Origin of the sequence: Erwinia artemisiae (assembly GCF_051400835.1) — a bacterium.
Classification (GTDB): Bacteria; Pseudomonadota; Gammaproteobacteria; order Enterobacterales; family Enterobacteriaceae; genus Erwinia; species Erwinia aeris.
Map to the genome: position 1 here is coordinate 102,160 of NZ_JBLFFM010000005.1, position 20,981 is coordinate 123,140.

The following is a 20,981-nucleotide window of genomic DNA, read 5'->3' on the forward strand; positions in this document are numbered from 1 at the left end:
TTTCAGGGGCGGTCAGTAAGCCGCTATAGCCGGATCAATACAAGGGGTTTACCGTCGCCAATTTTGCCGGTCACATGGTAAAAATTAGTAGGGTATTCAAATCGTTAATTATTTCAGGCGGGGAAGGAGGTGGACGGTATCGCCGAAGAGAACGCGCACGACGGCAGACGGGTGACCTTCCGCAGCAGACAGGCCGTTGCGGAAGGTAAATCGTCACGGAAAGGATATTACTGGCTCTTATAAGCCAGCCAGGCCAGCAGCTGCAGGCTGGCGGAGTAATAATCCTGGCTCTCCGTCAGCTGGTCGCTGAGGTAGCCGGTCTGATTCAGGGTTAAATCGCGCACCGCCAGCAGGCCGCCAGCCATATTGTAAGGCGCCTTATTACTGTTGCTGACGTCGATCCACGCAGGCGTTTTATCGCGCGCGAAGCCCGTCCAGAAATGCTGGAAAGGCACCAGCTGCAGGCTCTGCGCATCGTACCAGTAGAGATAAAGCGGCACGCGGATAGCATCGTAAGAGAAGCGCGGCGGCCAGCCAATGCCGGGCGCGACGCTGCCGTCGGCGTTCAGCGCTACCCAGTCGGTTGGCAGCGCGGCGTCGCCAAAACGCATTTTCGGCAGCAGATCCATCCCGCTGTCGATCAGGTTCGTCCACACCTTAAGATGGCTGCGCGCGGCAAAATCCCGCCAGGCCGGGAACAGGAAATAAGAAGGATTCAGCACCACGTAGCTGGTTTTATTAAACCCCCGATCGCCCGGCAGCATCACGGTGTGGCCCGCGTAGGTAATCACTTCTTTGGCGACAATGGCGCGCTGAATAGCGTCGGACGCCTGCAGCCAGGCGTTGTTCTGCCATTTCTGACCCGCTTGCAGCAACGCCCAGGCGATCAGCACATCGCCGTCGGAGGCGCTGTTCTTATCCGCTACCGGATCGGCCGCGTCAGGCACGTATTTCCAGTAGAACAGCCCATTTTGCGGATTTTTCAGGTGCTTTTGCGTCCAGTTCCACAGGTTAGCGAAGCTTTCGCGATCGTTATTGGCCACCGCCAGCAGCATGCCGTAGCCCTGGCCTTCGGTGTGGCTGATATTTTTGTTGCCGGTATCCTGAATACGGCCTTCACTGGTTAAAAAGCGGCTTTTAAAGGTGCTCCAGCCGTCGGCGGCGCTGGCCTGCATACAGCCCAGCACCATTACAATCATCAATACGCTCGCCCTGAGCAGAGTCATGGATAGATTCCTTACAGCTGATAGCGAAAAGTAGCAGTCGTGCTGCCGGTATCGAGGCAGGTCAGCGAAACGGTCGGGCTGCCGCCCTGCTCGCCCAGCCAGCGGGCGTAGAGGCCGCTCAGCACCGCGCCCAGCGCCTGCCGCCACTGTCGGTCATCCATCTGACCGCCTGCCGACGGCAGGGCCATATGGTGGATCAGCATCGCGGTTTCATGCGGCTGCACGTCGACAAAACCCCAGTTAAAGCGCGCCAGCGCCAGATTGATCTGCTGTTCCAGCTCGCCAACGGTGCGCGCCGCGCCCAGCGGATAACGACCGGCCAGGCTGTCGCCCATCTGCCGTAAAAACGCGTGGCTTTCCTGCTCGCCCGCGTTGTTCAGCATGCCGTTAATCATCAGGCTTAGCAGATCGAACCAGCCGGGCTGATACTGCTGCTGGCGGTAGTAGTTCAGGGTACGTTCCTGAAATTCACTCATTATTTGTCTCCGAGCCTGTAACGGAAGTAAAGTTGAGCCGTGCTCTCGTTGTAGTCACCAAAGGTGTCGTAACCCAGCTGACCGCCAACGGTGACGTCCTTGCTGACCTTATAATCCGCGCCCGCATGAAGATTATAGCCAATGCCGTTTTTACTGCCGCCCGCGTAGTAAGCCTCGGTGGCGTAACCGGCGTCATAGTAGCTTTGCAGCTCTGCCTGTTTGCCCGGATCGGTCGGGAAGTAGGCGCTGCGATCCTGGGAGTAAGACTGATAGCCCACGGAACCGCCCACTTTCACCTTCAGATCGTCGTAGTTTTTGCTCCAGTCCACCGGGAACGACACGGCTACGAAATCCTGCGGGCTGAAGTAGCCACCCTGGCCGTAGCTGTAGTAGCTGAGGTTCTTTGAGAAATCCATCCAGCTCATGCTGATGCCGGTTTTCAGCTCGCTGTTACCGTCGTGATAAGGACGCACGTAGGCGCCGGCCGTGCCGTTCAGGCTCTGGTTGCTGGCAACGTTCTCACCGATATAGCTGTAGCCGCCTGCGCCAACATAAAAACCGGCGTCGCCGTTGTCATAGCTCAGCAGCGCGTTGCCGCCGTTTTTGGTGACGGCGCCCCATTTTTTACCGCTCAGCTTGTCTTCGGTGCCGACATAAGAGAGCAGGCTGTCGGTGACGGCGCGCCGTTCGCCGGTCAGGATCAGCGTCAGATAGTCGGTGAGCTTCGGCGACCACTGGATGCCACCCACCAGCGTGCTGAGATCCTGACCCAGCGGCGTCGATCCCAGGTCGATCTTAAAGTTGTCGTTGGTCAGGCCCAGGTTGACCTCTACGCCGGAGGCGGTCTGCGATCCTGGCGAGTTGAGCAGCACGGCCGAAGGCGCGCTGTTATTCGCCTGGGCGATGCGGCCCTGCTCCAGCGCCTGGGTGCCGACGCGAGCGAGCGACGTGCCCGACGCGCTGCCCGCGTTCAGCGTCACCGGCGTCAGCGTAAAGTTGAAGCGCGTATCGCCGTAAGGCACGCTTGACCAGCTCAGCGGCGCTTTAGCCTCGGTCAGCTTGCTCAGGCCCGTTTCGCCGTCGCGTCCTCTGACCTGCACACCGCCCTGCGCCCAGCTGCCGGTACGTTCCTGTAAGCCGTCTATCATGGTATCGATCTGGTGCAGCGTTCGCGCCTGCTGCGAGGCTGCTTCGGTGTCGGCGCCATTACCCGTCGGCGCCTGCTGCCACGGCATTACGCCGCCGTAGGCGGAAGGCGATTTGCGCGCTATCAGCGTGGTGCGATCCACAAACGGGTTATCCGCCAGCGCCATGCCACCAATCACCGGCGTCGGGCCGCCCTGCAAACCAATCATCCCGCCGCGCGCGCTGCGCAGATAAGCCAGCGCCTGCTGGTGGTCACCGTCGGCTTCGGCCACGCGCGCCATCAACAGCAGGCGCTCCGGCGTCTGTTCGCCCTGTAATCCCGCCATCAGCGCTTTGGCTTTCGCCAGGTCGTGCGTCGCCAGCGCCACGTCGATAGCGCCCACGCGCGCATCCTGCATTGGCGTGTCGCGGGTCATCAGGTAGTCATAAACCACGCCCGCTTCTTTGTTCATTTTGCCGGACTGATAAAGGCGGCCCATCGCAAACATCAGATCGCTGTTCTGCGGATCGCGCTGCAGCGCGCCGATCAGCTTGTCGTAGGCCGCCGCATATTTGCCCTGAGTGCGCAGACGGTCGGCTTCGTTGATCAGATAGCCGTTCTGGATACCGGCCAGCTGGTCTGGCGTACTGTTAGCCTGAAGCGTCGGGCTGCTCAGGAAGCTTTGCGCTTCGCCGCTCAGTCCGGCCTGGTTCAGCACCGCGACCTGAAGCGCGTAATCGCCCGCGTTGCCCTGCACGCCGCGCTGCATATTGCCGCGCACCACGGCGACGGCCGCATTGAGATCGCCCGCGTCGGCCAGCCCTTTCGCCAGGCTGCCCGCATCCGCCGGGTTGGTTGGCGGATTCACCGTCAGCGCCCGCAGCGTGTTGGCCGCGGCGGCCGTCGATCCCTGCGCCAGATACTGCTGCGCGACCGCCATTTGCAGATTGAAGTTCACGCGGCGAGAAAGTTCACGCATGTCGCCGTTCTGCTGATGAACGCGCGCCAGCAGCGACTGCGCCTGCTGCCAGGCACCGCTTTCGCTGGCGAACAGCGCGGCGGCATAGATTTCACTGCTGCCGGCGCTGGCGCGGAAAGCGGGCTGCATCACGCCAGCCGCCTGCGCGGTGTCGCCCTGCTGCTGATAAAGGCGAGCCAGGTCAAGCCGCAGCCAGGCATCGTTCGGAAAACGCTGCATCCCGGCGGACAGCAGCGCAATAGCCCGCTGAGGATGGCCGGACTGCGCCGCCTGTTTGGCTTCGCGGCGCAGCGGATCGCTGGTAACACCGGGACGCGGCGCGACGCTGGCCCGCACGCTTTCCGGCAGCGCGGCGAGCAGCGCGTTGGCCTCGCTGCCCCGGTTCTGCTGGCGCAGCACGTAAAACAGGCCTTCCTTCGCCGGACGGTTATCCGCATCGCTTTGCAGAATGGCGCGATAGGTTTGTTCGGCGGCGTCCAACTGATTGTTGCGGCGCTGCACGTCCGCGCGGAACAGCTTCGCCGCCATGCCTTTTTCGCCTTCCGCCTGGCTCAGCGGCTCGCTCAGGCTCAGCGCCTGCGCGACGTCGCCCGTCTTCAGCGCCTGCTGCGCGGCGGCCAGCTGGCCGTAGAAACGGGCATCGGCAGCCTGCTGCTGGCGCTGCTGGCCGTTATCGCCGCCCTGCTTCGCCGCGCGCTCAAGGTAGTCGGCAGCCGCCGCATAGTTGCCGCTGCGCTGCGCCACATAGCCCAGCCCCGCCAGCGCGTCGGCGTCTTCGGGATTGGCCTGCAAGACATGATCGAAGGCGTTCTGCGCGCCGGATACGTCGCCGCTGTTCAGCGCGGTAAAGCCTTCGCCTTTTTCCGCACCGCCCGCGTTTTTACGGAAATAGTCCATTACCGCGCTGTCCTGCGGATGGCGCTGCTGCCACGCCTGGTAGAGCGGCGCGTCTTCCGGCTTCGCGGCCAGCCACAGCATCGCCTGGCGCAGCGAGCGATCGGCATCGTCATTGCCCTCTGCCATGCCGCTTAACGTCTCCATGCCTTCGCGTCGGGTGGCGGCGTCGTAGGTCAGCGCCTTGCCCAGCGCCAGCCTGGCACCGGTATCCTGCGGATGGGCAGCGGCGAACTGGCGCAGCGCGTCAACCGCCTGCGGCAGCAGCGTGCGGTCGCCCGCCATCGTCAGATAGTATTCGGCGGCCACGCTGGCCGGCGGCTCGTTGCCGCTGAAGGTGTTGCGCCAGGTTTGCAGCGAGGCGGCGATATTGCCGCTGCGGGCCTGCTGACGCGCCAGCGCCAGCTGCGCCGCAGGGATGGACTGAAGCTGACGGGCGTTATCCAGCTCGCTCAGCCGTGTATCCTCTGGCGACGCTTTGCTGAGCCGCTCGCGGAAGGCGGACGCCGTTGTTTTATCGCCGCTCTGCTGTGCCCACAGCGCCATCAGATACAGAGCCTGGACGTTATTGCCGTCCACCATCAGCACCTTATTCAGCGCGTCACGCGCCAGCTCGTCATGCGCCTTCTGATGCCAGTAGTTAGCCTGGTCGAACAGCGCCTGCAGGGCCGGATTAGCGCCGGTGGAAGCCGCGCCCGCCGCCAGCGTAATGCACGGCAGGCCCAGCGCGATAAGCGTTTTGATCGTCATAGTCATTTTTTCTCGCCCGGCGTCTGCCGCTCGTGCTGCGGATTCAGCCGTTTCCAGGCGTGCCGCTTCAGCAAAATAAAGGTGCTCAATCCCACTATGGTGGAGAGCAGCAGCGCTATCAGCGCCAGCACGACCGCGTGCTGGCTGGCATACCACACCACCATCATGTACCACGGCATTTCCCCGCTCGGGAACTGCGCGCCGACGCGGAAACTGCGGATGCCGTTTTCGCCGGTGATTATCGCGGTATCGCCCCGGATCCCGGCGTTAATGCGCTGCAATTTCAGGTCATTATGCAGGCTCGCCAGCTGCGCATCGTCGGTCGCTACGGTCGCCACCACCACGTGTGAAGGGCTCCACGGCGAGCGATAGCTGATAAAACCGCGCCAGTCTTCGTTAGAAGAGAAATAGCGATCCGCATCCACCGCCTGGCGACTCCAGTCGCCGGCCAGCCAGCCGCGCAGGTTATCCAGCAGCGTCGGCTCTTTCACGCCCAGGGTGTGGCCGTTTACTTCAAACGGCGAATGCCGCAGCAGCGCCTGGTTGAAGTCGCTTTGCGCCAGCGTGGAGAACGCCAGCACGTCGCTGTTGCGCAGCCAGTCAGGCTTGCCGGCGGGCACGCCGAACAGCACGCGGTTGCCGCTCAGCGCCACGCCGGTAGCGCTACCGGCACGTCCCGCCATATCCAGCAGCGCGCCGATCTCCGCATCGCTGGGCGAGGCAGGCAGCAGCAGCACGGTTTGCGAATAGTCAGCAAAGCGCGTAAACGGAAAAGCGGCGCCGACAAAATAAGAAAGATTCGGCAGCAGAGTGAAGTGGCGCGTATGGCTCAAATCGATCCAGGCGTCATCCTCGATGCGGCTTTTGATGTTGTTATTGGTCAGTACGCTGCACGGCGCGCTGGCCTTCGGCTTGATGTTGAAATAGAGCTGGAGCTGGTTGTCGCCGTAAATCAGATAAGGATCGAACTTCAGGGTGTATTTCTCCTGACGCGCGTCGCCGCCCAGCCGGTGCCAGATGTTTTCCAGCAGCCCGACTTTATTTACGGTCAGATTGCGCAGGAAGGTGCCGTTCAGACTGACGTTGAGGAAGGAGTTATCTTCATCAATCCAGCTTTCCGACGGGAAACGATAGTTCAGCTGCACCGGCACCGTTTCGCCATCCCACAGAAATAAATCAGGCGCGGCGCGGAAGTTTACCTTCAGGGCATCGTGCCAGATGCCGGTAGTGGTCAGGCTTTGATCCTTGCGCAACAGCTCCCTCAGGCGCACCGGCCGATCGGTGTTGATCCAGCGCGGCGCGTCATAGGCCTTGCTCGCGGGAATAGCCTGGCGGCCGACCGCCAGCGAGTCGCTGTCGACGCTCAGCGGCTGGGTCAGTCGCCACGCGGCCTGACGCAGATCGTCATCATTATTGCCGATCACCAGCATCAGCTTGTAAACCGGGTTAATCGGGTTATCGACCATCTGCAACGTCGGCCCGTTCACCTGCGGCACGGTTAAGCCTGCGATGGTTTCGCCTGGCTTCGCGAAGACAATGCCGTTTTTCTCCGGCATATCGTTACGCAATACCGGGAAGTTGACACCGCGATAGTCGGTCTGGATCCCCAGCCAGGAGGAGACGGTCGCCGCCGCGCTGACTTTGCCCGGCGTGACGGCCGCGCCAAACACCATCGCGATGCTGGCGGGCGTCATGCGCTGCGCATCAATAAACGGGCGCGGGAAATTACGCAGTTTATTGCCGATATTCAGCTGCTGTCCTTCAAGCGCCAGCGTGGTGGCAGGCAGAATAGTCACCTGATAGCGATCGTTATCGCGCTCGCACAGCAGCCGATCCGCGTCGTTGATCTTAAAGCTCAGGTTGTTGCTGGACACCACCATCGCGGCCGGAATATCCAGCTGATACTCTTCGCTGGCGCTGTCGGAAGCGCTCAGCGGCAGCGTGCCCAGCGGCTGGCCGTTCAGCATCAGCTGCATGGAAGCGTTGCGCGCCGCCAGCGCTTTGGAGACCTTGAGCGACAGGTTCAGCCGCGCATTGGTGATCACCTCATCAGCGGGCAGCGTAAAGACGATGCCGGACTGCAGCTGGCTGCCGGTCAGCAGAATGCCGTTGGCCTGGCCCATCTGCGCCACGGAGATGGTGCTGGTCAGCGGCTGGTTCAGCAACGCCACCGGCGCGGCGTTATCGGCGATGGGCGGCAGCGGCGGCAGGTCTTCTGCCGCTCCGGTTCCAGCCGGCGGCGGGATCTGCGACAGCGCGCTGCTGTCCTGCGTCACGCTGTCGGCGGCATACGCCTGTCCCAGCGTCATGGCGCCAAGACAAAGGATGGCTAAAAGCTTTTTCATGCCGCGCTATCCTCATTGGCCTTGAGTGCCTGACGTTTGGCGCGTCGGTCTTTCCAGGTGAGCCAGAACAGTTCAAAGACAGTGCGGACGATGGTCAACAGCGAGCGCAGCGGCTTGTCCTTCGGCCCTTCCGGCTTGATCCACGCATCGGCGCGGGCGAGCACCACGCGCACCAGTTCACGACGGCGCGACAGCGGAATTTCGGCAAATTGCAGACGGATCACGCCGTCATCGGCGCCAATTGTGCTGACAGGAAGCGAGATCGCGCCAGAGTGCAGCATCAAATCGATCGCCTCAATATCGTCCGTTTCATGACGACTGTCCGGTGCCGTAACCTGCACGCCGCCCATAGAAAGGTTCACCGTGGTGGAGCGCGACGAAATGCCGCTGGCGTAGTGCATGATCACCGGAATATCGACGTCGATACGAATGGTTTTGCGCGTCTGTTTGGTTTCACGCGCCACGGCAATCGCGGCCATCAGAATAATCAGGCTGAACAGCGCCCAGCCGACGTTAAGCGCGATAACGTAAGGATCGACGCCAAAATAGTTATGCGCTGCGGCGCGCACGACGCCGCTGACCACGCCCGCCAGCAGCAGGGCGGCGCAGATCACGTGCGGACGCACGATGTTAAAGTCGAAAAAGCCGGTATTCAGCAGGCCGCCTTTGTCGGTGACGTTGAATTTGCCGTGCTTCGGCGAAATCATGGTCAGCAGCGTGGGGATAACCAGATGGAAAGCCATCACCGTTTCGTAGATCTCGCCCCAGAAGGTGGCGCGGAAACGCCCGTTCATCCTGGAGTTGACGTACAGCGACATCACCAGATGCGGCAGCACGTAGGCGAAAATCAGGCTGGCGGAAGAGTGAATAATATTCAGGTCAAACAGCAGGTAAGCCAGCGGCGCGGTCAGAAAGATCACGCGCGGCAGGCCAAACTGGAAGTGCAGCATGGCGTTCAGGTAGCACAGACGCTGCTGCCACTTCAGACCGCGCCCCAGCAGCGGATTATCGACGCGGAAAATCTGCGTCATGCCGCGCGCCCAGCGGGTACGCTGAATAATATGCAGGCCCAGACGTTCGGTCGCCAGACCGGCGGCCAGCGGCAGCGCCAGGAAAGCGGATTTCCAGCCGCGCCGCTGCATTTTCAGGGCGGTATGCGCATCTTCGGTCACGGTTTCGGTGGCGAAGCCGCCAATCTCTTCCAGCGCGCTGCGGCGGATAACCGCACAGGAGCCGCAAAAGAAGGTCGCGTTCCAGTTATCGTTGCCCTGCTGAACCGGGCCATAGAACAGCGCGCCTTCGTTCGGGATTTCACGCGCGGCCTTCAGGTTACGCTCGAAGGGATCCGGCGAATAGAAATAGTGCGGCGTTTGCAGCAGCGCCAGCTGGGGATCTTTCAGGAAAGGCGCGACGGTGGCCTGCAGGAACGTTCGGGTCGCCACGTGGTCGCAGTCAAAAACGGTAATCAACTCGCCTTTGGTGATGGTCATCGCGTGATTCAGGTTGCCTGCCTTGGCGTGGCGGTTGTCGTCGCGCGTGATGTAGCCCACGCCGACATCGGCGGCGAATACCGCGAACTCGCTGCGCTTGCCGTCGTCCAGCAGATAAATTTTGAGCTTGTCGCGAGGGTAATCGATGCACTGCGCGGCCAGCACGGTATCACGCACCACGTCCAGGCTTTCGTTATAGCTCGGCACGTAAATATCGACGGTCGGCCACAGGCTGATATCATCCGGCATCGGCTCGATGGTTCTTTTTAACGGCCATGACGTTTGCAGATAGCCTAAAAGCAAAATTACCCAGACATATACCTCGGCAATAAATAAGCCGACGCCCAATATAGCTTCGATTTCGGAATTAAAAGCCAGGGTCTCCGTCGCGCGCCAGTATATATATCGCGTTGACATCAAGGCCGAAAGAAACACCATTACCATGGTAATTTTACGGCTTTTGCTGAGGCCCAGCACGAAAAGAAGGGCGATGGCGATCAGGCCGAAAATATATTGTTTCTGGCTGTCCATCGGCGTGATAACAATCACTGCGGCCAGCGGAAATAATATCAGCAGCTGCAGGTAATACAGGACTTTTTTCATAAGTCATCCTGAAAACAAAACGAGAACTTGCGGAGCGCAGCAGCGCCCCGGCATGGAAGCTATCTTTACGGGCGGTTTAGCGCGAGGTCAGCGGCGCCTGCAGCTCGCCGTCGCCGACTTTAATATCCAGCAGCGCGGCAACCCTTTTGCCGACCAGCTCAATATCGAAAGCGGCTGCGGAAACCTGGCTGAAATCGAATATCGACTGCTGTGACGCGTTCGCTTCCGCCACGCTTTCGTCGCGGTTAACCACGCCAAGCAGCCTGTCGCCCAGCCGCTGCTGCATAAAGGCCGTCACGTCGCGGCTGATATTGCGGCGGCTGTCGCTCTGGTTAAGCACGAAGAAATGGCCGGCTTTGTGATTAAGCGCGCCGCCGATCATCTTTTCGTTTTCGATTTGCGGCAGCAGCGACAGCGAAGCGGTATCCGCCAGCATCACCACCAGGTGTAAATCGGCCAGATCGGTCATCGCCTTCAGGGCTGGGCCGGGGCCGGGCGGAAAATCCGCCACGATAATCAGGCCGGGATAGTTGAGCACCGTTTGCAGTCCACGGGCGAGAAAGTGGGCATCGTTGGCCAGATTGCTTTCAAATTCAATGCGCTGCGCTTCCGACACGTCGCCGTACGGCAGCACGAAAATATTGCCACCGGTGGTCAGGATCGCCTGGCTCCAGTCCGGCGATTCCGCCGACCTGGCCACGAAACCGCGCCCGTCGGAGAGCGGCACGCCAAAGTGCAGGCGCAGGGCGTTCTGCACGTCGAAATCGATCGCCAGCACCTTGCTGCCGCCGCGTGCCAGCGTATAGGCCAGGTTGGCGGCCAGGGTGGTTTTCCCTACGCCGCCCTTTGGAGAACAAACACAAACTAACGGCATAGGGCGATTTTCTCCAGCAGGGGTTGTAGCAGAGTCTCTTTCGGTAAGGCTTTTTCTTCCGCCGCGCGGACGCCGGAAACGCTGAACAGCGGCTTAAAACGCGCTGCCTGACCGGCTTCTGGCGGGACGGACGAGGACGCCGGGCGGGCGATGTCTGACGGCACAGGCTGGGCGCGCACCGCATCCAGCAGCGAAGCGCCTGGCAGACATGGGGCTATCGGCGACGATGCGCGAACGGTTTCCGGCATCCGCGCGCCGATAGTTTCCGACGGCAAAGCGGATCCCTGCGGACGAACCGCTTCCGCCAGCGAAGCCGTTTCCTGCACGCGAGCGGCTTCCGGCAGCGAAGCTGTTATTTGCGTGCCGACAGTTTCCGACGGCGAAGCAGATCCCTGCGGATAAGCGATTGCCGACAGCGAAGCCGTTTCCTGCACGCGAGCGGCTTCCGGTAGCGAAGCCAACCCAGGCTGGGCCGCAGGCTTCAGCGAAGCGGAAATGCTCTCCAGCAGCGATCCACTCTGCGCCGCCGGTTTAGCCGCCACAAACGCGGCCACGCGGGAGGAAAGCGGCGCTGAAGCTTGCGCCGGGATTTTCACCGGCGCGGGCTGGTTAAAGAGATCGGCGGCGGCAGGCTGCGGTGCGGCAACATCCGTACGCTGACCGTTCCCCAGCGCTGGCTCTGCACCCTCGTTCATCAGCTGCCTGATGATGGCCCAGTTGGTCTGGTCGGCATTCCGTGTCTGTTCAGACATATCTTTGAATTCGATATGGTTTGTTAGCGTTTTTTCTTTAAAACGCTGCAGGTCGTCATAGCTTTTCATGGGAACGATCGCGGGATAATAAGAAAACTGGCGGCAATATATCATACAATTTTTAACTACATCAGATTATTCTTACCGCTGATAAAAAAAGCTGTTGGCCTGTAATTATATTAACCGCTTGCGGCGCAATAATAATTACGCAGGCTATCAATCAGGTCAGTTATTATTTGGCTTAATTAAATAATTGTCTTACATTAAGTCAATGGCATGCTGCTTTAATCGCGGACAGAGACGGCATAAAGCGCGCCGCTTTTTACGCGGCGCGTAAGCCAAACATTCGTCAGACGGCGGTTAATTTGACATAAAGCACTTTATTGCCTCTGACGTTTGACGTTATTACGTGCTCACAGGCCTTTATCTGTCAGTGGCGATAAAATACTTACGCTAAGTCAAATCTGCCACCATCGCTCGTTTTTGCTAATCGTTTGCACAGGGCACCAGGCGAACGGCAAGTGGAAAAAACCTGATTGATTCATACGGGGCTACTATGTCAGAAGTTTGCCAGGCCGTAGCAACGGTAGAGTAAGGGACAGACGCAATCCAACGCCGTTGTAAGGAGTCTGCACGCTGCGGCACGATGAGCTGGAGTTAACTCAATCAGCAGAACCGGAAACCGTTTTGCGTAAGATGATGGTGGCTGTGAAGCAAGCCACGCTAATGCGCGGTGTCTGTGAGGAGTCTGGTCATGATAGTGCCCGCCAGACGGCGGGCCGCATCTCTACCCGTCACGTTTTTGCTTCAGGGAGGCTGAAAGCCATCTCAAAAATTCTACGGGCGAAGGGCGCAAAAAAGCCATACTTGTCCCACATATTTCTTCCAGAGCCGGGTTGGCTGATTTATTGTCCGGATAGCGCTCTAAAAAATCGTCAATTTCCTCAGCGAGATTATCATCAGCCCCATCCAGATGATCAACATAGGAGTTCACGATTTCTTGGCTGGTGTCCCCCCAATCCGGATTAAAAAAAATCCGGAAGAAGAGACGAATCGATTCGTATCTTTTCATAAATTAATCCAGGATTGGGTAAGCAGTCAGAATATAGTAAGGGCGATTATTATATTGCTCTTTATAAATGACCAATTCGAATTTATTTGTTTCAGCTAACTTTCCCGTTTGTACTTTAATAACAGTACCAACCGAGCTACTGTGCGCATATCGCAGTTCGAGGTATAAATCCTTTCGGTCAGCAGGAGTACTTCTGGCCCACGCTCTGATCCTTCCCCGGTTAGCTTTAATCGCTTTACTTAATGCCTTTTCAGCCGTTTTCAAATCATAAAACGAACTCACACTGCCAGTAACAGGGGAAAGCGTGCCTGATTGCAGACCGCGCTGAATTTTATCCCTCATATCCGACTCTGTTTTGCCAACATGTTTCTTAATAGTGTGTCCACCTCCTTTTAGTCCCTTTTGCGCTTCGTGTTCCATCAACCGGATCTGCCCCATTTTGACCGAGGCTACGCGCGCAGATCCTGCCACAGCAAACGGTATCACCATATCAACAGCTATACCAATCTGCTTAGCCGTTTCATTTGAAGCTCCGAGTTCACTGGCAATACCCGCCGTAACGCGAGCGGTCATTGATGCGGTCTGTTTGCCGGTATAGATCTGGTAGGCTGATGAACTAATACCATCGAGGCTATGTGCGCCAACAATGATGCAGCCTGCTTTAGTTAAACCGGTTGGCTCTGGCACCAAACAGAGGGCTGTCGCGCTCGCCAGTTCAAGAATACTTCCGAGAAAGCCCACTCCGCCCCAGATGCGGTTACTGATTGAGTCACCCGTTGCCGTTTCATCTTCCATTACTGCGGCAAGCTGAACCGGCGTCATCGCAATACTGAAACCGTTTTCCATAACGTTTCCTTGTCCGATAATTTGCAGAGCAAATAGTAAGGCTCTGAGCAACAGTGAGAAAGCTAATCCCGCCACTGATTTTATCTTTTAAGAAAAAAGCCCGCTTTTGCATAACCCTGATATATTATTTCTTCTGGTAAATCCGCTGTTGATAAATTATAAATATCGACATATCACCAGACGTTTTCCAATATTTTAGTCCAATCCTATGCTGATGTAAGAAACGTTCTAATTGTAGCTTATTCACTAACAGAAGCTATTTACCGTAAAGCTATGGCCGCAGCTCAACAGCGGCCTGTAGACACCTTGTCAGATACAATGACATTAAAAATCCACGGGAGAATATTAAATACCCATTAAATCGGACGTAACATCCGTCATTATTTAACAAGCTGGAGGAAATATAGGCATTTTTTGCACCTTTAGCATTGACGAGGTGTATTTCACCGTTAAATTCATGACACCATTTTCGTGGTAAATACCGTAGTAATCTTTGAGCGAGAGACTATTACCATTTTTCGCGTCTTTTCGAGAAAACTGACGTGCCAGAGCCTCGAAAACGGGAGAGATGTTAAGCACTTCGACCGTTTTTTTATCCCGTTCAATACCTTTAACGCCTTCTTTAGTTATAGCAGATAAGAGCATCTCTTCAGCATAATGACCACGTGCGGCACATTTGCTGCCGGGTATACAGGGTAATGATTAGCGGGGCTTTGCTCGTTCCGGCACTGCCGATTTTCCACGTTCCTCGCGGGATTGGCCCCATACCGCGAACCTGCTCCCGATCAGGGTTATTTTTGTTTGTCAGTATGCCGGAATAACCTCTTTCGATTAATTTTCCATCGAGATACAATTCACCGGTAATTTGTTTATAAATTCATTTGGCCATTGTGATTTCCTGATGCTTTTTTCCGGTCTTTCCAACTATCGGCGTGCTTAATTTCTTTGCCTTTATAATTATAACGCAGCCCGACAAGTGCTATATGTCCGTACTTTTCAACTTCAGGATATTTGGTGTCAAAAATATACCTTCTTTCTTTTAATTTATTGAGAAGTAGCCCATAAAAATGAAAGCCAGTGGCAGAAAACGCAGCCGTTTTCTGAGACAACGTCCGGAAGCAGACGGCACCGAAAAGCCGCGCCGCTGTAACATAAAAGGCCGCCAGTTTTACCCTGGCGGCCTTTGGTCGGTAAGCTTAAGGCTGCGCCACCGCCTGCTGGCCGCCCGGCACCGGCTGTCCCTCATCCTGATCGACAGCGAAGCAGGCGATCTGCTGCTCGCCATACTGTTTCAGCTGCGGCTGGATCTGCGGACAGGGCGCAAAGCGACGGCGGCAGCGCGCGTTAAACGCGCAGCCCGGCGGCGGATTCAGCGGGCTTGGCAGCTCGCCGGTCAGCTTGATACGCTCGCGGCGCTCGTCCGGGTTCAGGCGCGGCGTGGCGGAAAGCAGCGCCTGGGTGTACGGATGGCGCGGATTGGCAAAAATCGCCTCTTTGCTGCCCCGCTCCACGCAGCGTCCCAGATACATCACCATCACCTCGTCCGCGATATGTTCGACCACCGACAGATCGTGCGAAATAAAAACGTACGAGAGGCCCAGCTCCTGCTGCAAATCCATCATCAGGTTCAGCACCTGCGCGCGTACCGACACGTCGAGCGCGGAAACCGGCTCGTCGGCGATCAGCACGTCGGGATCGAGCATCAGCCCGCGCGCGATGGCGATACGCTGACGCTGACCGCCGGAAAACATATGCGGATAGCGATCGTAATGCTCCGTTTTCAGCCCCACTTTCGCCATCATCGCCAGCGTTTTTTCGCGGCGCTCTGCCTTGCTCAGGCTGGTGTTAATCAGCAACGGTTCTTCCAGGATCTGACTGACCTTTTTGCGCGGGTTCAGCGAGCCGTAGGGGTTCTGAAACACAATCTGGATCTTTTGCCGGCGCAGCTTTTGCGCCGCCGGGTCATGCTTTAACAGATCCTGGCCCTGATAAAACAGCTGCCCTTCCGTTGGCGTTTCGATCATGGTCAGCAGGCGGCCCAGCGTCGATTTGCCGCAGCCCGACTCGCCTACCACCGCCAGCGTTTTGCCGCGCTCCAGGTTAAACGAGACGCCGTCCAGCGCCTTCACCAGGCGCTCCTGACCAAACAGTCCTTTCTTCACCGGGTAGTGCTTTTTCAGGTCGATCGCCTGCATCAGCAGGGTGGAATCAGATGGCTTCATAGGTTGGTCTCCCGGCATCATCCAGAGGGTAATGACATTTGGACTGGCGTCCCGGAATATCACGGAGTTCAGGTTCTTCAATCCGACAGCGATCGGTGGCGTACGGGCAGCGCGGGTTCAGCAGACAGCCGTTTGGCCGATCGTACTTGCCCGGCACCACGCCCGGCAGCGAGGCCAGCCGCGCCTTGTCGGCCGCAAACTCCGGCAGCGCGCGCAGCAGCGCCTGGGTGTACGGATGGCGCGGCGCCTTAAAGATATCGACCGCCTTACCGGTTTCCACCACCTGGCCCGCATACATCACGATGATGTGCTGGGCCGCTTCGGCTACCAGCGCCAGATCGTGCGTGATCAGGATCAGCGCCATGTTTTCCTGCCGCTGAAGATCCAGCAGCAGCTCGATGATCTGCGCCTGGATAGTCACGTCCAGCGCCGTGGTCGGCTCATCGGCAATCAGCAGCTTTGGCCGACAGGCGATAGCCATGGCGATCATCACGCGCTGGCTCATCCCGCCGGAAAGCTGATGCGGATACACGTCCAGCCGCGAGGCCGGATCGGGAATGCCGACCTGGTTCAGCAGATCGATAGCCCGCTGACGACGCGTGCTTTTGTTGCCGCCCTGATGCACCTTGATCGCTTCCATAATCTGGTAGCCCACGGTGTAGCAGGGGTTCAGGCTGGTCATCGGATCCTGGAAAATCATCGCCACTTCCGATCCCACCAGCTGACGGCGCTCTTTTTCAGAAATGCGCCTCAGATCGCGCTGGTTAAAAAGCAGGTTGTCGGCCATTACTTTGCCGGGGAAATCGATCAGCCCCATAATCGCCAGCGAACTTACCGATTTGCCGGAGCCGGATTCGCCGACGATGCCGACCACCTGGCCCTGCTCAACCTGATAGCTGATGCGGTCTACCGCACGGAACGGCGCTTTTTCGTCGCCGAAATGCACCGACAGTTTGTCTACAGTTAATAACGCCATCGCTGCCTCTTACTGCTTGAGTTTCGGGTCAAGGGCATCGCGTAAGCCATCGCCCATCAGGTTAAACGCCAGCACGGTCAGCAGGATCGCCAACCCCGGGAAGGTCACGACCCACCAGGCGCTCTGCGCATACTGCAACACGTCGGAGAGCATGGTGCCCCACTCCGGCGTCGGCGGTTGCGCCCCCATTCCCAGAAAACCCAGCGCGGCCATATCAAGGATGGCGTTGGAGAAGCCCAGCGAAGCCTGCACGATCAGCGGCGCCAGACAGTTGGGCAGGATATTGACGAACATCTGCCGAATAGCGCCCGCGCCCGCCACGTTGGAAGCGGTGACGTAGTCGCGGCTGACCTCGACCAGCACCGCCGCGCGCGTCAGGCGGATATAGTGCGGCAGCGCCACAAAGGTCAGCGCGATAGAGGCGTTGACGATCGACGGCCCGAAAATCGCCACCAGCACCAGCGCCAGCAGCAGGCTCGGCAGCGCCAGCATGATATCGACCAGCCGCATAATGACGGCGTCGGTGGTGCCGCCGACGTAGCCGGCGATCAGCCCGAAAATCACGCCCAGGATCAGCGACAGCACCACCACCAGGCAGCCGACCAGCAGCGACAGGCGCGCGCCGTACATCAGACGCGACAACACGTCGCGACCGACATCGTCGGTACCAAGGATATAGTGCCAGCTGCCGCCTTCCTGCCAGACCGGCGGATGCAGCAGCGCGTCGCGGAACTGCTCGGCCGGCGCATGCGGCGCGATAAAATTGGCGAAAATAGCGATAAAAAACACGATGACCACGTAAGCCAGACCGACAACGGCGCCTTTGTTACGCTTAAAGTAGTGCCAGAACTCCTGTAAAGGGGTCATCGGCTTGGGTGCGGCGGGCACGCTGCCCGGATCGACTAAAGACATACGAAGCCCCCTATTTCTTGTGGCGAATGCGCGGGTTAACCACGCCGTAAAGCACGTCAACCAGCAGGTTGACCAGAATGATCAGGATGGCCACCATCAGCACGCCGCCCTGCACTACCGGGTAGTCGCGACGCTGGAGGGCATCGATCAGCCAGCGGCCCAGGCCGGGCCAGGAGAAAATCGTTTCGGTCAGGATCGCGCCGGCCAGCATGGTGCCAACCTGGAGACCGATAACCGTGACCACCGGCAGCATCGCGTTACGCAGCGCGTGCACCACGATCACGCGCATCCGCGTCAGCCCTTTAGCGCGCGCGGTGCGGATATAGTCCTCACCCAACACTTCCAGCATGGCCGAGCGCGTCATACGCACAATCACCGCCAGTGGGATAGTACCGAGCACGATAGCGGGCAGGATCATATGCATCACGGCGTCTTTAAAGTCGCCCTCTTCGCCCCAGAACAGGGTATCGATCAGCATAAAACCGGTCAGCGGCTGGCTGTCGTCCAGAAACACCGTGTCGCCGATACGTCCAGCGACGGGCGTCAGGTTGAGCTGCACTGAAACCAGCATGATCAGCATCATGCCCCACCAGAAAATCGGCATGGAGTAGCCGGTCAGCGAGATGCCGACGGCGGTGTGATCGAAAATGGAACCGCGCTTTACCGCAGCCAGCACGCCGACCGGGATACCTACCGCGACGGCAAAAATCATCGCGCAGATGCCCAGCTCCAGCGTCGCCTTAAAGCGCGGCACGAACTCCTGCCAGACAGGAATACGGCTTTTCAGGGAGATGCCCAGATCGCCGTGCAGCACGCCCCAGACGTAGGAGGCATACTGTTGCCACAGCGGCTTATCCAGCCCCATCTGCGCCAGCAGCTGGGCGTGACGTTCGGCGGACATGCCGCGCTCGCCCGCCATAATCAGTACCGGATCGCCTGGGATCATATGGACAAAAGCAAAGGTTAACAGGGTGATACCAATAAACGTCGGGATAACAAGCCCCAGACGTCGGAGTATGAACTGCAGCATAATCCGGATTCTCTTTAAGTTCCCGCAGACCGTAGCCTGGGGGATTATAATTGCTCACATCTTACGGTCGGGCAGCCCGTCCGCGACGCCGTTAACGGCGCCTTGACCAGATTGACTTAAGCCTTGCGACGGGCCGTCGAACACGACCCACAGGGATGGGTAAAGCAGCCGGCGAACCGGCCGCTCTCTTTACTCCTGGATATCGACGTTTTCGAAGTGATGCTTACCTAACGGATCGACCACGTAGCCGGAGACTTTTTTGCTGACCGGCTCAAACACGGTGGAGTGAGCGATAATCAGCGCAGGCGCCTGGTCGTGCATCATGACCTGAGCCTGCTTGTAGTACTCGATACGCTTGTTGTGGTCGGCTTCACCGCGCGCAGGCTGGATCAGATCCTCGAATGGCTTGTAGCACCAGCGAGAGTAGTTAGAGCCATCCTTCGCCGCGGTGCAGCTGAACAGCGTGGCGAAGAAGTTATCCGGGTCGCCATTGTCGCCCGTCCAGCCCATCATCACGGTCTGGTGCTCGCCAGCTTTCGCGCGTTTCAGGTATTCGCCCCACTCGTAGGTGACGATTTTGGCCTTCACGCCAATTTTCGCCCAGTCGGCCTGGATCATCTCTGCCATACGGCGAGCGTTCGGGTTATAAGGACGCTGTACCGGCATCGCCCACAGATCGATAGCGAAGCCGTCCGCCATGCCCGCTTCCTTCAGCAGTGCTTTGGCTTTGGCCGGATCGTAGGCGTCATCCTGCACCGCGTCGTTGTAGCTCCACATGGTCGGCGGGATCAGGTTTTTCGCCGCCTGGCCCGCGCCCTGGTAAACCGCGTCGATAATCGCTTTCTTGTTCACCGCCATGGTCAGCGCCTGGCGAACCTTGACGTTATCCAGCGGCTTTTTCTCGGTGTTATAGGAGAGATAGCCGACGTTCAGGCCCGGCATCTGCATCAGGTTGATATTCTTGTCTTCCTTCATCCGCGCGAGATCGGCCGGATTCGGATAAGGCATGATCTGGCACTCGCCCTTCTGCAACTTGGCGTAGCGCACCGAGGCATCCGGCGTGATGGAGAAGACCAGGCGATCGATTTTCGGTTTGGTGCCCCAGAACTGGTCAAAGGCTTTATAGAGAATGCGGGAATCTTTCTGATATTGCAGCAGCTGGAACGGGCCGGTGCCGACCGGATTCAAATCGACTTTTTCCGGCGTGCCCGCTTGCAGCATCTTGTCGGCATATTCCGCAGAGAGAATAGACGCGAAATCCATCCCCAGATCGGCCATGAACGGCGCTTCCGCACGGGTCAGCACAAAGCGTACCGTGTGGTCGTCCACCTTCTCAATTTTGCTGATGAGCTTCGGCATGTCCATGCCTTCAAAGTATTCGTAGCTGCCGCCGGAAACGCCATGATACTTGTTGTTTTTATCCAGCTGACGCTCGAAGGAGAACACCACGTCGTCGGCATTAAAGTCACGCGTAGGTTTGAAATCTTTAGTGGTTTGCCACTTCACGCCTTTACGCAGGTGGAAAGTATAGGTTTTGCCGTCTTCGCTCACGTCCCACTTTTCCGCCAGGCCGGGCTGTAGCTCGGTGGTGCCGACTTTGAACTCCACCAGGCGGTTATAGATCGGTACGGAGCTGGCATCGTAAGTGGTGCCGGAAGTGAAAAGCTGTGGGTTAAAGCCTTCAGGCGATCCTTCGGAACAATAAACGAGGGTTTTGGCCTGGACGCTGGCGGCCACGGTCAGGGCGACCAGGCTCAAACCGACCTTCAGCATCCTGTTTTTAGCCAGGGAATTACGCATGCTTCTGCTCCAGTTGTGATGTTGTATTAGGCAGTTCGTCAGGCCTGTATTTTTTTATAGTGGCCCGTACGTATCAGAAGGTTTGGGTAGAAGACGCGGCGAGGCTGATGCCATCAGACAAATCCTTATCCTTTCTCTTCTGAGCGATCAATTTGTCAACAGTTGCAGAAAACGTCAATACGGCCGTTGGCTATTTACACAGAGGATGAGAGGCGACAGACAAATATAAAAAATAACCAAAAGCGACCTTTTCCAGCGCATATAATGCGCCGTTAACTTTTAATGCCGCTTAAAATAGCGCCAGAAAATCAGCAGCCAGTGAAACGCGTTGCAAAAAAACCCTTGAAAATAGTCGCCTGTATCCCATTTTTTTAACAATACGCTTTGCTTATACCTGCCATTCCAGGCAAAAATTCTGCAACGGCAGGATAAAAAACGGCCAATAACGCGTTTTTTTGGTCATGTACAGCGCAGCGCGAATTAACGCGGCGGTAGCGGGCGGGAAAGGCTTTTTTACGGATAGTAAGGGCATAAAGCGAGACGGGTATTTTTACACCACAGCACGATCGGCTGCCGGTGTCGGCGGCGCTTCAGGGCCGCCGATAACG

15 protein-coding genes are annotated in these 20,981 nt (G+C 58.0%); all 15 read right to left on the reverse strand.

Features of this window, described 5'->3' with window-relative positions; translation table 11 throughout:
- Nucleotides 1-227 precede the first annotated feature (227 nt).
- The 15 genes from ACMGEE_RS13315 to dppA all read right to left on the reverse strand — a co-directional run bounded on the left by ACMGEE_RS13315 (nt 228) and on the right by dppA (nt 20,373).
- Nucleotides 228-1,226, reverse strand: a complete 999-nt coding sequence (locus ACMGEE_RS13315; protein ID WP_436830190.1) for a family 8 glycosyl hydrolase — start codon at nt 1,224-1,226, stop codon at nt 228-230.
- A gap of 11 nt (nt 1,227-1,237) precedes the next feature.
- Nucleotides 1,238-1,702, reverse strand: a complete 465-nt coding sequence (bcsD, locus tag ACMGEE_RS13320; RefSeq protein WP_253456512.1) for a cellulose biosynthesis protein BcsD — start codon at nt 1,700-1,702, stop codon at nt 1,238-1,240.
- On the reverse strand, nt 1,702-5,451 hold the full coding sequence (locus ACMGEE_RS13325) for a cellulose biosynthesis protein BcsC (RefSeq protein WP_436830233.1): 3,750 nt from the start codon (nt 5,449-5,451) through the stop codon (nt 1,702-1,704). Before ACMGEE_RS13325 ends, bcsD begins: the two co-directional genes overlap by 1 nt.
- Before the next feature lie 2 nt (nt 5,452-5,453).
- The gene (gene bcsB / locus ACMGEE_RS13330; protein WP_436830191.1) at nt 5,454-7,796 is read right to left on the reverse strand and encodes a cellulose biosynthesis cyclic di-GMP-binding regulatory protein BcsB; all 2,343 of its coding nucleotides are present in this window, start codon (nt 7,794-7,796) and stop codon (nt 5,454-5,456) included.
- The gene (gene bcsA, locus ACMGEE_RS13335) at nt 7,793-9,889 is read right to left on the reverse strand and encodes a UDP-forming cellulose synthase catalytic subunit (protein WP_370734884.1); all 2,097 of its coding nucleotides are present in this window, start codon (nt 9,887-9,889) and stop codon (nt 7,793-7,795) included. The genes bcsB and bcsA overlap by 4 nt, the downstream gene beginning before the upstream one ends.
- Before the next feature lie 76 nt (nt 9,890-9,965).
- Nucleotides 9,966-10,763, reverse strand: coding sequence for a cellulose biosynthesis protein BcsQ (gene bcsQ / locus ACMGEE_RS13340; protein ID WP_253456521.1), 798 nt, complete (start codon nt 10,761-10,763; stop codon nt 9,966-9,968).
- Nucleotides 10,754-11,584, reverse strand: a complete 831-nt coding sequence (gene bcsO / locus ACMGEE_RS13345) for a cellulose biosynthesis protein BcsO (RefSeq protein ID WP_436830192.1) — start codon at nt 11,582-11,584, stop codon at nt 10,754-10,756. The genes bcsQ and bcsO overlap by 10 nt, the downstream gene beginning before the upstream one ends.
- 718 nt (nt 11,585-12,302) lie before the next feature.
- Nucleotides 12,303-12,587: a contact-dependent growth inhibition system immunity protein gene (locus ACMGEE_RS13350; protein WP_253456527.1), complete on the reverse strand. Its 285-nt coding sequence runs from the start codon at nt 12,585-12,587 to the stop codon at nt 12,303-12,305.
- 3 nt (nt 12,588-12,590) lie between these two features.
- Nucleotides 12,591-13,433, reverse strand: coding sequence for an RNase A-like domain-containing protein (locus tag ACMGEE_RS13355; protein WP_253456530.1), 843 nt, complete (start codon nt 13,431-13,433; stop codon nt 12,591-12,593).
- Between the two features lie 384 nt (nt 13,434-13,817).
- The gene (locus ACMGEE_RS13360; protein WP_369895380.1) at nt 13,818-14,078 is read right to left on the reverse strand and encodes a hypothetical protein; all 261 of its coding nucleotides are present in this window, start codon (nt 14,076-14,078) and stop codon (nt 13,818-13,820) included.
- A 551-nt stretch (nt 14,079-14,629) separates the two neighbouring features.
- The gene (gene dppF / locus ACMGEE_RS13365) at nt 14,630-15,655 is read right to left on the reverse strand and encodes a dipeptide ABC transporter ATP-binding subunit DppF (RefSeq protein WP_253456536.1); all 1,026 of its coding nucleotides are present in this window, start codon (nt 15,653-15,655) and stop codon (nt 14,630-14,632) included.
- On the reverse strand, nt 15,642-16,631 hold the full coding sequence (gene dppD / locus ACMGEE_RS13370; protein ID WP_125289282.1) for a dipeptide ABC transporter ATP-binding protein: 990 nt from the start codon (nt 16,629-16,631) through the stop codon (nt 15,642-15,644). The genes dppF and dppD overlap by 14 nt, the downstream gene beginning before the upstream one ends.
- Nucleotides 16,632-16,640: 9 nt before the next feature.
- Nucleotides 16,641-17,543: a dipeptide ABC transporter permease DppC gene (gene dppC, locus ACMGEE_RS13375; RefSeq protein ID WP_253456542.1), complete on the reverse strand. Its 903-nt coding sequence runs from the start codon at nt 17,541-17,543 to the stop codon at nt 16,641-16,643.
- A 10-nt stretch (nt 17,544-17,553) separates the two neighbouring features.
- On the reverse strand, nt 17,554-18,573 hold the full coding sequence (dppB, locus tag ACMGEE_RS13380) for a dipeptide ABC transporter permease DppB (RefSeq protein WP_253456545.1): 1,020 nt from the start codon (nt 18,571-18,573) through the stop codon (nt 17,554-17,556).
- A gap of 189 nt (nt 18,574-18,762) precedes the next feature.
- Nucleotides 18,763-20,373 (reverse strand): dipeptide ABC transporter periplasmic-binding protein DppA, encoded by a 1,611-nt coding sequence (gene dppA, locus ACMGEE_RS13385; protein ID WP_301730598.1) that lies wholly within the window; start codon nt 20,371-20,373, stop codon nt 18,763-18,765.
- Nucleotides 20,374-20,981 lie beyond the last annotated feature (608 nt).